Raw genomic sequence first — 11771 nt, 5'->3', positions numbered from 1 at the left:
ACTGACATCGAGCCCCGCCCCGGGAACGCAGACGCCCCCCACGCACCCGCCAGAGCCAACCTACCCTTGCTGCCTTCCGGCCCTGGGGGAGTTCAGTCAGATAGCGCCGCGTGAGGGGCTGCGCCAAGGCTACCTGATGTCAGGGGCTGGGAACGAGTTCGCGAGCACTCCTCCCAGTCATGTAATGTCTTCGACGGAGGATTCGCCTAGAGGCCTAGGGCGCACGCTTGGAAAGCGTGTTGGGGGCAACCCCTCACGAGTTCGAATCTCGTATCCTCCGCCAGTGCCTCACCGGGCACGATGTCGAAGGGCCCCACCGCGAGGTGGGGCCCTTCGACGTGTGTGGTCAGTCGCGGCCGTAGGCGTAGGCGCGCTCCACTCTCGCGACTTCCACGCTGTACGAGGAGTACCAGCGTTCACGTCCGAGCCGCTGGGCCTGGAGATGTTCGGGCTGTGCCTCACCGAGTTCGGCCATGCGTTCGCTCATCGCTGCGTAGCCTTCGAGGTCCGCGGACGGCCGGGTGGTGATGATCACTGCGTAGTACGGCGGTTCGGGGCGGACGAACGAGGTGGTCATGCGGGAAGCCCCCCCCCCCCGTCGGTAAGGAGCGTAGTCCGCGAAGGCTAATTACATTTCCCTTTGGTGGCCACCGCCTTTCCTCCGGGATCAAGGCGTCGTGCTCGGGATCACGCAGTTCTTCGGCTGGGGCTTGCCCGTCGGCCAGCCCAGGCCGACGAACTTCAGGGTGCCCGCGCCTTTTCGGCCCGGGTCGAGTTCGACGATGGCGGCCGGTTTGTCGTAGGCGTTGCCGCCGGTGGTGAGGCAGATCAGGCCGCTGGTGGCATGGACCCGGTGGCGGGACTGGAGGAGGGACCATTGGCGGCCGACGTCCTCGAGAGTGGGCGCGGTGGTCTCGGGGGCGCCTCGTTGGGCCTGGTGGAGGGCCTTGCCGATGGTGAGGAGGCCGTCGTGGACGAGCATCGTGCGGGAGTCGTCCAGGTTCGGGGTGGAGCCCAGAGCGATGCCTTCGCGCCGGGTGGCGGTGATCTGGTTTCTGAGGGTGTCCAGGGCCGCCTGGGGTTCGGTGAGGTACTGGGGGAGGTCCTGGGCGGACGGCTTCTTGTGGTGGGTCGCCGTGTAGTTCCTCGTCCACTTCGCCAGTTCCGTGGTCCAGGCGTCGGGGTGCGCGGGGGCCGCGTACTGCACCGTCACCTTCGCCCTGCCGTCGTCGCCGCGGAGCCGGTCCCAGTCCTTCTCCGTCATGGCCTGGCGCAGCGATGCCGCGTCGGAGCCGCTGACGATCGTGTAGTGGCGGTTCTCGCAGCCCACCTGGGCGAGTTTGAGGGCGAAGATGCGCAGGTGGAGCGTGCGGCCCGCGAAGTAGACCGTGTCGGCCTCGGAGTCGCAGATGTTGTTGGCCGTCTGGGTGAACTGGTTGCCGGTCGAGCCCGGCTCGTCGATGGACGGGGACTCGAAGGACATCGCGGCGGGGCCGGCCGGGCCCTGCTCCTTGATCCTGCTGAACGCCCTGGCCAGCGACTCGTTGTAGCCGTCGGGGCGTTTGTCGTAGACCAGGACCGTCCTGAGGTTCCGGCGGCCGCGTTCGCCGTTGAAGTTGGCCAGGGCCTGGGCCGCGTCGTTGTTGGTGGGGAGGATGCGGGCCAGGCCGGGGAACTTCAGGGCGGCCATGCCGTCCGGCCGGTCCTCGTTCGCGATTCTGTCGCCGCTGATCCTGGCCGCGAGGACCGGGATCCTGTTCTCCGTCAGGCGTTTCACCGCCGCCTCCGTGGCGGCGAGGCTCAGGTTGAAGCCGGTGACCGCGCGCAGCCGGTCCTCGGGGGAGGCGGCCATCCGGAGCAGGGCGTCGACGACCTTCGCCTGATGGCCGTAGGCCTGACCGGGGTTGGCGAGGACCAGGCGGATTCTCGGGGGTTCGCCCTCGCCCTCGTTGGCCTGGCGCTGGCCCAGGTACGCGCCCTGGAGGCCGCTGCGCATCTGCCGGCGCAGGGCCTCGCGGTCCGACTGGAGCGGCAGCATCATCGCCACCGTGACATGCGGCTGGTTCGCGATCCGCTGGTTCTCGCGGGCGATGGCCCGGGCCACGTCCGCGATCTCCGGGGTGTCGAAGTCGTAGCCCTCGCCGTTGACGCCGACGCACTCGCCCTCGATCCGCTCGACGCCGTCGGCGCAGGTGTCCGGCCTGCCGAGGACGGAGGTGGTGAGGGCCACGCCTGCCACGATCGCCCCTACGAGCAACACCGAGTAGAGGATCTTCCGCCATCTGGGCATGCCCGTTATCTCCTTCGCCGGAGCTGTTCGGTGCAGGTGCAGCGCAGCAGGGGCTGTTCGTTCTCCGCCAGGCCGCTCCAGTCCGTCGCCGTCCTGCTGAGGCGGCCCGCGCCCTCGAAGTCCATGATCGAGAGCAGGTCCAGCAGCTTGGCCAGCGTGCGAGCGGTCTCCTTGCCGGTCGGCCTGGTCCGCTCCTCGCACAGCCACACCGCGTGCAGCAGCTGGTCGACCGTGCGGCGCAGGGGCGGGCCGTCCGCCCCCACCAGGCCCTGGGCGCGCTCGCGTCGGGCGTCCGCCCCGCCCGGATAGGGGGCCTGGGCGATCTCCAGAAGGTCCGCGCACCACGCGCCGGGGCGGCCGGGGAGGGTGGCGGCGAGGTGGCTGACCACGTCGTCCGCGCCACCGGACACCAGGTGGTGGTTCATCCGGTGGGCGGTGAGGGAGCGGAAGGCCCCGTCGCCCTGGGTGCCCTGCGCCTCCTCCGCCGCGCGCTGCGCGTAGTGGTCGCGCAGCAGATGGTGGTCGGCGTACCAGGCGGCGCCGCCGGGGCGCAGTCCGTAGAGCCGGTGCACCAGCAGCTGGCGGAGGCCGAAGTCGCCGATGAAGTGGCGTTCGCAGGTGGGCCATCCGGTGTCGGTGAGGAGCCGGGACACGTGATGGGCGGTCAGGTGGTGGACGTGGCCCGACTGGTGGTGGCGGAGCAGGACGTCCGCGCATTCCGTGTCGTGGGCCACCGACAGGTGGGAGAGAAGGTCGAGCCACTGGGCCCGGTGCTCGGTGGGGAGCCGTACGGGTAACTGGTCCAGGATCAGTTCGCGGAGCAGGACGTCCGCGACCGGGCGTTCGGGGGTGTCGTCGCCGGGGAGCCGCAGCGGAGCGTCCAGGATGTCGCGGTCGTTGGCGTCCTCCGGCATCCGGAAGGCGGCCGCGGCGGCGGACAGCCGGATCACCGTGTGCGGGCGGCCGCCGCTCAGCCGGGCCACGGCGGCGTCGATCCGGCGGCGGTTCGTGCCGCCCTCCGGCTCGGCGCGCTGCTGTCTTCGTACGGTTTCGCGGCGGAGCTGGTCGCCGGTGAGCAGCGGCATCCGCAGCAGGACCACGCCGTCGGCCAGGGGTGCCCGGTCCGCGGCCCCGTCCGTACGGCGGGACCAGGCGGGCGGGGCGCCGTCGGCCGGCCGGTACTCCGCCGGGGCCGCCACCTCCTCGGGCGGCAGGCCGCCGTGCAGGAAGGCGCCGCCGTCCGACCGGCGTGCCGTGCCCACGATCACCACGCGGTCGCGCTGCCCGGCCCGGCGGTCGGTGAGGACGGCGCGCAGCAGCCGCTCGCCCAGGGGCGACTCGGAGTGGTCCAGCAGCATCGCCGGGCGGCCGACCCGGCGGAGCCAGCCGGAGGGCGAGGCGTACGCCGCCTCCAGGTCCTCGCGCAGGGCCCGGAAGAGGAAGCCCTCCGCGACCTCCCGTGCCTCGCCGCCGGCGCGGAAGTCGGCGGCGAGGATGCGCAGCCCGATCCTGGGCTGGCCGGCCGCGCCGGGGTAGGCGCCGTAGAGCCGCTCCAGTTCCGCCCTGCCCCGGGGGCCCAGTCGCTGGAAGAGGGCGTCCAGCAGGGCGTTGCTCACGGCCGCCGAGTACGGGTCGAGCGCCTGCCCGTACAGGGTCATCAGCAGGTTCCGGATGGCGCCGCGCAGCACGCCCCGCCAGAAGTCGCCGGTTCCCAGGCCCCGCAGGCGCTGCTTCTGGGCCAGGCCCTCGTAGCGCTCGGCCTCCGTGGCGACCGCCTCGGGCGTGCCCTCGGTGACGCCGGTCGCGATCATGGCGAGGCCCGGGAAGAGCCGCGGGAAGGCGAACGAGCCGCCCGTGCCCTGCCAGGTGCACAGCCGCCGGGCGACCTCGACCAGGGCCTCGGTCGTGGCCGAGCGGGCGCCGGGCTCCGGGTCCGCGCGGTCCGCGTACACCGGTGAGGCGCAGTCCAGGTGGATCACCGGCGCCTTGGCGGCGAAGCGGTCCCGTACGGCGCGCAGCAGACGGCCCTTGCCCATGCCCGGGCCGCCGGTGAGCAGGACGACGGGGAGGTCGGGGCCGTACAGCAGGTCGCGGCCGGTCCCGGACGGCGTCCGTCCGAGCAGCCGCGCGAAGAAGCCCTCGTCGCCGAGGAGTTTCTCGAAACCCAGTTCTTCACACACGGACCCCCCATGGAGTGCCTGCCCGCCCGGAGGCGCGCGACCCGTGACCGATGTGCCAGAAAAGATCCAGTGGAACACGGAACCTCTGGCCGGACAACGGGGGCCGCACGGGGAGGAGTTGGGGATCGGACCGGCTGCCGGCTCACGCCGGGCCGCGCGGTCGCCCGTACGCGGTCTAGGACACGACGCGCACCTTCTTCGACACCGTCACCTGGTCGACGTCCGACACCCGCACGGTCGTCTTCATCGTCCAGGTCCCGGGGAGGGGCAGGTTGACGGAGTTGGTGCTCCAGTAGCCGCCCGCGTTCTTCAGTTCGGCGTCGATGGGGCCGACCTTCCGGGAGGGCAGGGTGAAGGTGATGCGGACCTCGGGGATGACGATCAGGCCCTTGTCGGAGCCGTAGACCACGGCCTGGATGCCGTTCTCGCCGACGCGGGCCGGGTCCAGGGTGACCTGCACCGTGCCGCGGCCGGTCACGGAGTCCGTGCCCGTGTCGTAGGGCACCGTCGTCAGGGTCGTGGGCGGCAGTGAGCCCGCCGGGGCCTGCTGCGCGGCCTCGGCCTGGGCGCGGCCCGGCAGCGTGGTGGTGAGCAGGGTCGTGATCAGCAGCACGACGGCGGCGACGGCGACCTCGATGAGGACGGAGCGGCGCAGGCCGCGTCGGATCCCGTCCCGGTCTCCCGGCTCGGGGGCCGACGGCTCCGGCTGCTCCGGCTGCTCCGGTTCCTCGACTTCCGGAGTCTCGGGCTTGGCTGTCGTCTCCGGCGGCGGGGCGCCGACCGGCTGCGCGACCCGTTCGCGTACGGCCACCGCAGGGGCGGTCGTCGGCACGGTCGCCGTCGCCGTCGCCGTCGCCGCGATACGGGCCGTCCAGCGGCGTGAGTACCCGGCCGCCAGCACCAGCACGGTCACCGCGACCAGTTTCGCGAGCAGCAGCCTGCCGTACGACGTGCCGGTCAGCGCGGAGACGGAGCCGAGGCCGCGCCAGGACTGGTACACGCCGGTGACGACCAGGACCGTCACCGAGGCGAAGGCGATACGGGAGAAGCGGGGCACGACCTCCGTCAGGTACTCGCCGGACGAGCGGCGCAGGGTCAGGAGCAGGGCCACGAGGCCGCCCAGCCAGACCCCGGTCGCCAGCAGGTGCAGTACGGACGACGTCATCGCCAGCGGCACCTGGATCCCGGCGGAGGCGTGTTCGGCCGCCGCCCAGGTCAGGGCCAGTCCGACGGCGAGGACCGTGCCCGCAGCCAGCGCCATCGGCTCCCGGCGGTCCTGGCTGTCCTGACCGTCCCGGCTGTTCAGGCGCTTGGAGAGCCACACCAGGAACACGGCGGTCAGCAGGAGAACGGCCAGCCTGGCGAGCAGGGCCAGGCCCGGGCGGCTGGTCAGGGTGCGTTCGAGGACGGTGGCGTCGAAGGCCGCCGCCGGGCCGGAGCCCGCCTCGTACGGGGCGCGCAGCAGGAGCAGGACGACCGTCGAGCCCAGCAGTGTCCACCAGGCCGTCATCAGCGGCTTGCGCAGCGGGGACCTGTTCGCGGGACGGCACAGCAGCGCGAACGCCGCGGCGCCGACGAGCAGCGCGGCGGCGAGGTAGGCGAGGTAGCGGGCGGCGTCGTAGAGGCGGCCGGTCAGCGGGTCCTCGTCCGGGCCGGTGTCGATCTGCGTGGACGTGGCGGACCGTTTGCCGACGGAGAAGGAGAAGGCGCCGGAGACCGGGTGGCTGTCGGCGGACACCACCCGCCAGGCCACCGTGTAGGTGCCCTGGTCGAGCTTCCCGGGCAGGCCGACCCGGGCCGTTTCGGAGCGGCCGTCCGCGTGCGCTGCCTCGCCGGTGGGGACGCGGCGCTGGTCGGGGCCGAAGACCCGGAAGGAGTCGTCGAGCAGGCCTACGGATTCGGTGAAGGTCAGGGTGACACTGCGGGGAGCCTGTCCGACGACGGATCCATCGTCAGGGTCGGTGCTGCGGAGGGCTGCGTGGGCCGAGGCGGGGGCTCCGCTGAGGAAGAGCAGGACCAGCACGGTGCCGAGCAGCACCAGGGCTTGGATTCGCCGAGGGTGTCCGACATTGCGCTCCTCGTTCCGCCGTGGGTCCACGTGGTTCTCCGGGGTCGGGCTGTACGGCTTCCGGATACGTACGGATGAGAAGGGTGTAGCGCTCATCGGGGTGTGTGGCTGTGTTGTGTGGCGGCTGCGAGAGCGTTGTGGCTGGTCGCGCCCACGCGGCGGAGCCGCAAATCGATACAGCCCCGCGCCCCTAAGAGACAGGCCGCGACAGCCCTGCGATCCTGTGCGCCTCTGTCGGATAGCTCGCCGTCAGCTCCGCCTCATCCCCGTGTTCGTAGCCCTCGAACGTGAAGCCGGGCGCCATCGTGCAGCCGAACAGAGTCCACTCTCCCTGAGACCTCCCGCCCATCCACGTACCTGCCGGGACCGTGAATTGCACATGCTGGCCACCCAGGACCTCCGGGCCCAGCACCACCGTCCGCGTGCTGCCGTCCGGGGCGAGCAGGAGGAGCTCCAGGGGATCGCCGAGGTAGAAGTGCCAGACCTCGTCGGTCGGGAGGCGGTGGAGGGCGGAGAAGGCGGCCGCTGTCAGGAGCGCGACGATCGCCGTGCCCTCGGGGCGGCCGTCGGGGCGTTCAGGGCCGGCCCAGGTCTGGCGGAACAGGCCGCCTTCGCGGGGGATCGGTTCCAGGCCGTAGTGCGCGATGAGGTCCTCGGGCGTCACCCGGGGAAGAGTACTTCCCGGTCGAGGAAGGCGAGCTGCGCCTTCTTCTCAGGGAGGTACACGTCGGGCAGGTCGATCTCGGGCAGGACGACCACCGGCCCCGCCGTGAAGCCCAGTTCGAGGAAGCGGGCGACGGCCTTCTCGTTGCGTACGTCCGGGTCGACCACGACCCGCCGCCGGTCCAGGCCCAGCAGGACGTACCCGGCGATGGACGCCACCAGCCGGGCCGTCCAGCCGGAGCGGGTGCCGCCCGGGCCGGCGGGGGCGAGCAGCAGGTGGACGCCGATGTCGCCGGGGCGGACGTCGTAGCACTCGCTGACGCGGTCGGCCTCGGGCTCGTAGGTCTGGAGGAGGGCGACGGGCTCGCCGTCGCGGACGACGAGGTGGGCGTGGTGGGTGGTGAGGGTGTCCAGGTGGGCGTAGGTCTCGGCCACCTGACGCTCGGTGAGGTCGTTCATGCCCCAGAAGGCGGCCCGGTCCTCGTTCACCCAGCGGTGGATCACGGCGGCGTCGGATTCCGGGTCCAGCGGCACCACCAACGGGCCTACACGCTGGTCGACCCGGACCCGGAGGCCGGCACCTTCAGCCTGGAGTTCGCGCTGCACGAGGGGTGCGCCAGCGACTGGGCCAGGGCGGCGAAGCCCGGTGACACCGTCGAGGCGACCGTCCAGGGCACGGGCTTCGAACACCCGAGCCCCGCGCCTTCGCACTTCTTCGCCGTCGGCGACCCGGCCTCGCTGCCGGCCATCAACTCCCTGCTGGACGCGCTGGGCTCCGCCCCGGCCACCGTCTGGTTCGAGGGCGGCGGCGAGGACCTGCCGTTCCGCACCGACCCGGACCGGCACGAGCTGCGCCATGTGCCCCGCCGGGACTCCGGCGCCCAGCTCGTCGACCGGGTGAAGACGGACCTGCCCGGGCTGCTCCAGGGGGCCTCCGACCCGTACGTCTGGATCGCCTGCGACACGGCGACGACCCGGACCCTGGCGGCGTACGTACGCAAGGAACTGGGCCTGCCCAAGCAGCGGGTGCACGCGCTGGGGTACTGGCGCGCGTCCTAGGACCCGGCTGCGGACGCGGGCGGGCCCCGACCGGGGGATGATCGGGGCATGGACGTCACCCTTCACCTCGCCCAGGACCCCGAGGCCGACGCGCTGCTCGGCCGCAGTCCGCTCGCCGCACTGGTCGGGATGCTGCTGGACCAGCAAGTCCCGATGGAGTGGGCGTTCAAGGGTCCGGCGACGATCGCCCAGCGGCTCGGCACGGACGACCTGGACGCGCACGAGATCGCCGCGCACGAACCCGAGGCCTTCGCCGCGCTGCTCTCGCAGAAGCCGGCCGTGCACCGCTACCCGGGCTCCATGGCCAAGCGGATCCAGCAGCTCTGCCAGTACCTCGTCGAGCACTACGACGGTGACGCCGAGGCCGTCTGGAAGGACGCCGCCACCGGCAAGGAACTGCTGAAGCGGCTGGCCGGCCTGCCGGGCTTCGGCAAGCAGAAGGCCCAGATCTTCCTCGCCCTGCTCGGCAAGCAGCTCGGCGTGCGGCCGGAGGGGTGGCGGGAGGCCGCGGGCGCGTACGGCGAGCCGCAGTCCTTCCGTTCCGTCGCCGACATCACCGGGCCCGAGTCGCTGGTCAAGGTGCGCGCCCACAAGCAGGAGATGAAGGCAGCGGCCAAGGCGGCGAAGGCCGCGGGCGAGTAACAGCCCACCGGCCCCGGCCGAGCAGACGTCAGGGTCTCGGGCTGTCCTGGGTGGCTTGCGCTTGCCTCCAGGGCCGCCCTGGCGGGTCGGCGTCAGGCTCCCGGCCGCCCGGGGTGGCGGGCGTAAGCCTCTCGGGCCGCCCTGGGTGGCGGACGCCGGCCTCCAGAGCCGCCCTGGCGGGCAGGTGTCAGGCCCCCGGCCGCCCCGGGTGGCAGGCGTCAGCCTCTCGGCACGCCGGGTGTCGGGCGTCAGGCTCCGGGCCCGCGCCAACACCCAGGCCTCAGCCCCCGGTCTGCCCTGGCAATCAGGCATCAGCCTCCCGGGCCCACCCCGGGTGGCAGGCGCCAGGCCCGCCCGTACAGGCAGGTCTCAGCCTCCCGGCCCACCCCGCGTGGCAGGCCCCAGCCTCCCGGCCCACCCCGACACCCAGGCCTCACCCCCCGACCCACCCCAACACCCAGGCGTCAGTCTCCTGGACCGTCCCGGGTGGCGGGTCGGTTCGGGTCGGGCCGAGTATGGATCATGCCTCACGGTCACGCCCCAACCGCGACGGGGAACGACCTCCCGTGACCCCCGCCGCACCGCAGCCGGTCCCTCGCGGCGCCCGCCGGAAGGCGTGGCCGCGGGTGTTCGTCCTGCTGCTCGCCCTGCTTCTGCCGGGCGCGCACGCCGAGGCGTACACGGGGCCGATGGCCACCGTCTCCGGGGAGAGCGCGGCCGTCGAGTGCGATGTCCTCGACACGGCCCTGCGCCCATCGGCCCGGGGAGCCCGGCGCGCCGCCGTCCCGCTGCGTCCCGCCCCGCTCCCGGCCCCCGGGCCCGCGTACACCGCAACGCGCCCCGCGCCCGTGCCGTGGAGCCCGATTCACGACCCTCGCCCCCTCCGCTCCGAAGTCCTGCGCTGCTGAGGGACCGGCCACCGGTCCCTCAGCCCCGCACGGAACAGGAACGACGAGGAACGACGAGGAACAGCCATGCTTCAAGACCCGTACGCGGTCCTGCGCGCCCTGCTGCGCGCGGAGGCCGCCCGCAACGCCCCCAGGCCGCCCCAGCCCAAGCCGGACACCCGGGAGCCCCAGCGGCCCCCGAAGGAACACGAACGCGACTGACCGACCCGCGCGGCGGAGGCGATGCAGAGAAGAAGCACAGAACGAAGAAGAACTAGCGCCTCCGCCGCCCCGAACGCCGGGCCGTCCCGAACAGCGAGCGGGTGATCTCCCGCCCGATCTGCGTACCGACGGACCTGGCCAGGGACTTGAACACCCCGCTGCCGACCACCTGCTCCACAGCGGAGGGCCGATCCCCTTCCACCGGAGTGGCCGCGTCCCGCATCTCGTCCGGCCCCTTCGCCCCACGGCCCCGCCGGTCACCCTGGCCGCCCCGGTCGTCCGTCAGCCGCTCGTACGCCGACTCCCGGTCCACGGCCCGGGCGTACCGCTCGTACAGCGGCGACTCCTCCACCGCCCGGTCCAAGGCCTCCTGCCCGACCGGACCCATCAGGGACTCGGGGGCGCGCAGCCGGGTCGCGGCGACCGGCGTCGGGGCACCCTTCTCGCTCAGCACCGTCACCACCGCCTCGCCCGTCCCCAGGTTGGTCAGCACCTCTTCGAGGTCGTACGGCGACTTCGGGAAGGTCTTCACCGTGGCGTTCAGGGCCTTCTGGTCGTCGGGGGTGAAGGCGCGCAACGCGTGCTGGACGCGGTTGCCGAGCTGGGCGAGGACATCGGCGGGGACGTCCTTCGGGGTCTGTGTCACGAAGAAGACGCCGACCCCTTTCGAGCGAATCAGGCGCACGGTCTGCGTGATCGACTCCAGGAACGCCTCGGAGGCGTCGTCGAAGAGCAGATGCGCCTCGTCGAGGAAGAAGACCAGCCGGGGCTTGTCCACGTCGCCGAGCTCGGGCAGGTCGTGGAAGAGGTCGGCGAGCAGCCACATCAGGAACGTCGAGAACAGCTGCGGCCGGTCCTGTACGGCGTTCAGCTCCAGTACGGAGACGGTGCCGCGTCCGTCCTCACCCGTCCGGAGCAACTCGGCGGTGTCGAATTCCGGCTCCCCGAAGAAACCGGACGCGCCCTGCGCCTCGAAGGCCGTCAGGGACCGCAGGATCACCCCGGCCGTGGCGGCCGACAGACCGCCGATCGTCTTCAGCTCCTGGCGGCCCTCGTCCGAGGTCAGGAAGGTCACGACCGCCCTGAGGTCCTTGAGGTCGATCAGCTCCAGGCCCTTGCTGTCGGCGTAGTGGAAGATCAGGGCGAGGGACTGCTCCTGGGTCCGGTTCAGCCGCAGCACCTTGGACAGCAGCACCGGGCCGAAGCCGGTGACCGTGGCCCGGACGGGGATGCCGCGGCCGATGCCGCCGAGGGCGTAGTACTCGGCCGGGAAGCCCGTCGCCGTCCACTGCTGGTGGACGTCCTTGGCCCGGCCCTCGACCCGGGCGTCCGGGCGGCCCGGCACCGCGATCCCGGAGAGGTCGCCCTTGATGTCGGCGAGGAAGACGGGCACACCCTGGGCGGACAGCTGCTCGGCGATCAGCTGGAGCGTCTTGGTCTTGCCGGTGCCGGTGGCGCCCGCGACCAGGCCGTGGCGGTTGAGCATCGCCAGCGGCACCCGGATCTGCGCGTCCGGCAGGCACGTCCCGTCCCACAGCAGGGCGCCCAGATGCAGGGCCGGGCCGGAGAAGGCGTAGCCGGAGGCGATCTTCAGGGCCTCCTGAGGGAGGGCGGCAGCGCGCTCCGACACTTCCGGAGCCGGGGCCGACGGCATGGTCTCGCGGTCCGGCATATTCACGCCCCTGTTCCCGGTTCGTACCGCCTTGTGGGTTTTTTTTCAGCGTCGCACTACGGCGCCATGGCTGCGCCCGGAACGTCTT

11 protein-coding genes, 1 tRNA gene and 1 other RNA gene are annotated in these 11771 nt (G+C 72.4%); 5 read left to right on the top strand and 8 right to left on the bottom strand.

Annotated elements, in window-relative coordinates; genetic code table 11:
- Positions 1–26: 26 nt before the first annotated feature.
- Positions 27–123, bottom strand: an RNA gene (gene ffs, locus ACFT4A_RS25530) — signal recognition particle sRNA small type.
- 72 nt (positions 124–195) lie between these two features.
- Between ffs and ACFT4A_RS25525 the strand changes: the two genes are divergently transcribed.
- A tRNA-Ser gene (locus ACFT4A_RS25525) sits at positions 196–283 on the top strand.
- A gap of 63 nt (positions 284–346) precedes the next feature.
- Here the strand turns inward: ACFT4A_RS25525 and ACFT4A_RS25520 are convergent.
- The 6 genes from ACFT4A_RS25520 to ACFT4A_RS25495 form a co-directional block, all read right to left on the bottom strand.
- Complete coding sequence (locus tag ACFT4A_RS25520; protein ID WP_382833851.1) at positions 347–577, bottom strand: hypothetical protein; 231 nt, start codon at positions 575–577, stop codon at positions 347–349.
- 90 nt (positions 578–667) lie between these two features.
- Positions 668–2290 carry an amino acid ABC transporter substrate-binding protein gene (locus tag ACFT4A_RS25515; protein ID WP_382833848.1) on the bottom strand — a complete coding sequence of 541 codons (1623 nt, stop codon included), beginning with the start codon at positions 2288–2290 and terminating at the stop codon, positions 668–670.
- Positions 2291–2295: 5 nt separating this feature from the next.
- Positions 2296–4470 (bottom strand): hypothetical protein, encoded by a 2175-nt coding sequence (locus tag ACFT4A_RS25510; RefSeq protein ID WP_382833845.1) that lies wholly within the window; start codon positions 4468–4470, stop codon positions 2296–2298.
- Between the two features lie 175 nt (positions 4471–4645).
- A complete protein-coding gene (locus tag ACFT4A_RS25505) occupies positions 4646–6508 on the bottom strand; it encodes a copper resistance protein CopC (RefSeq protein ID WP_382834014.1) in 1863 nt (620 codons plus the stop codon).
- A 220-nt stretch (positions 6509–6728) separates the two neighbouring features.
- Positions 6729–7202, bottom strand: a complete 474-nt coding sequence (locus ACFT4A_RS25500) for a cupin domain-containing protein (protein ID WP_382833842.1) — start codon at positions 7200–7202, stop codon at positions 6729–6731.
- Positions 7199–7705 (bottom strand): GNAT family N-acetyltransferase, encoded by a 507-nt coding sequence (locus ACFT4A_RS25495; RefSeq protein WP_382833839.1) that lies wholly within the window; start codon positions 7703–7705, stop codon positions 7199–7201. The genes ACFT4A_RS25500 and ACFT4A_RS25495 overlap by 4 nt, the downstream gene beginning before the upstream one ends.
- On the opposite strand from ACFT4A_RS25495, the gene ACFT4A_RS25490 reads away from it, so the two are divergent.
- The 4 genes from ACFT4A_RS25490 (at position 7595) to ACFT4A_RS25475 (ending at position 10011) form a co-directional block, all read left to right on the top strand.
- Entirely contained in the window at positions 7595–8260 is a 666-nt protein-coding gene (locus ACFT4A_RS25490) for a siderophore-interacting protein (RefSeq protein ID WP_382833836.1), read from the top strand. The two genes, ACFT4A_RS25495 and ACFT4A_RS25490, sit on opposite strands and share 111 nt — an antisense overlap.
- A 48-nt stretch (positions 8261–8308) precedes the next feature.
- Entirely contained in the window at positions 8309–8902 is a 594-nt protein-coding gene (locus ACFT4A_RS25485; RefSeq protein WP_382833833.1) for an HhH-GPD-type base excision DNA repair protein, read from the top strand.
- 566 nt (positions 8903–9468) lie between these two features.
- On the top strand, positions 9469–9810 hold the full coding sequence (locus ACFT4A_RS25480; protein WP_382833830.1) for a hypothetical protein: 342 nt from the start codon (positions 9469–9471) through the stop codon (positions 9808–9810).
- A 66-nt stretch (positions 9811–9876) separates the two neighbouring features.
- A complete protein-coding gene (locus ACFT4A_RS25475) occupies positions 9877–10011 on the top strand; it encodes a hypothetical protein (RefSeq protein ID WP_382833827.1) in 135 nt (44 codons plus the stop codon).
- 52 nt (positions 10012–10063) lie between these two features.
- On the opposite strand, the gene ACFT4A_RS25470 is transcribed toward ACFT4A_RS25475, so the two are convergent.
- A complete protein-coding gene (locus tag ACFT4A_RS25470; RefSeq protein WP_382833824.1) occupies positions 10064–11683 on the bottom strand; it encodes a helicase HerA-like domain-containing protein in 1620 nt (539 codons plus the stop codon).
- Between the last annotated feature and the right edge of the window lie 88 nt (positions 11684–11771).

Origin of the sequence: Streptomyces sp. NPDC057099 (assembly GCF_042671245.1) — a bacterium.
GTDB lineage: Bacteria > Actinomycetota > Actinomycetes > Streptomycetales > Streptomycetaceae > Streptomyces > Streptomyces purpurascens.
This window is presented reverse-complemented; position numbering and strand designations above follow the sequence as displayed.

What these genes read in the sequence shown, in the direction of transcription:
- ACFT4A_RS25520 (WP_382833851.1), bottom strand. Translation starts at nt 577, where the DNA reads ATGACCACCTCGTTCGTCCGCCCCGAACCGCCGTACTACGCAGTGATC.
- ACFT4A_RS25515 (WP_382833848.1), bottom strand. Translation starts at nt 2,290, where the DNA reads ATGCCCAGATGGCGGAAGATCCTCTACTCGGTGTTGCTCGTAGGGGCG.
- ACFT4A_RS25485 (WP_382833833.1), top strand. Translation starts at nt 8,309, where the DNA reads ATGGACGTCACCCTTCACCTCGCCCAGGACCCCGAGGCCGACGCGCTG.
- ACFT4A_RS25475 (WP_382833827.1), top strand. Translation starts at nt 9,877, where the DNA reads ATGCTTCAAGACCCGTACGCGGTCCTGCGCGCCCTGCTGCGCGCGGAG.
- ACFT4A_RS25470 (WP_382833824.1), bottom strand. Translation starts at nt 11,683, where the DNA reads ATGCCGGACCGCGAGACCATGCCGTCGGCCCCGGCTCCGGAAGTGTCG.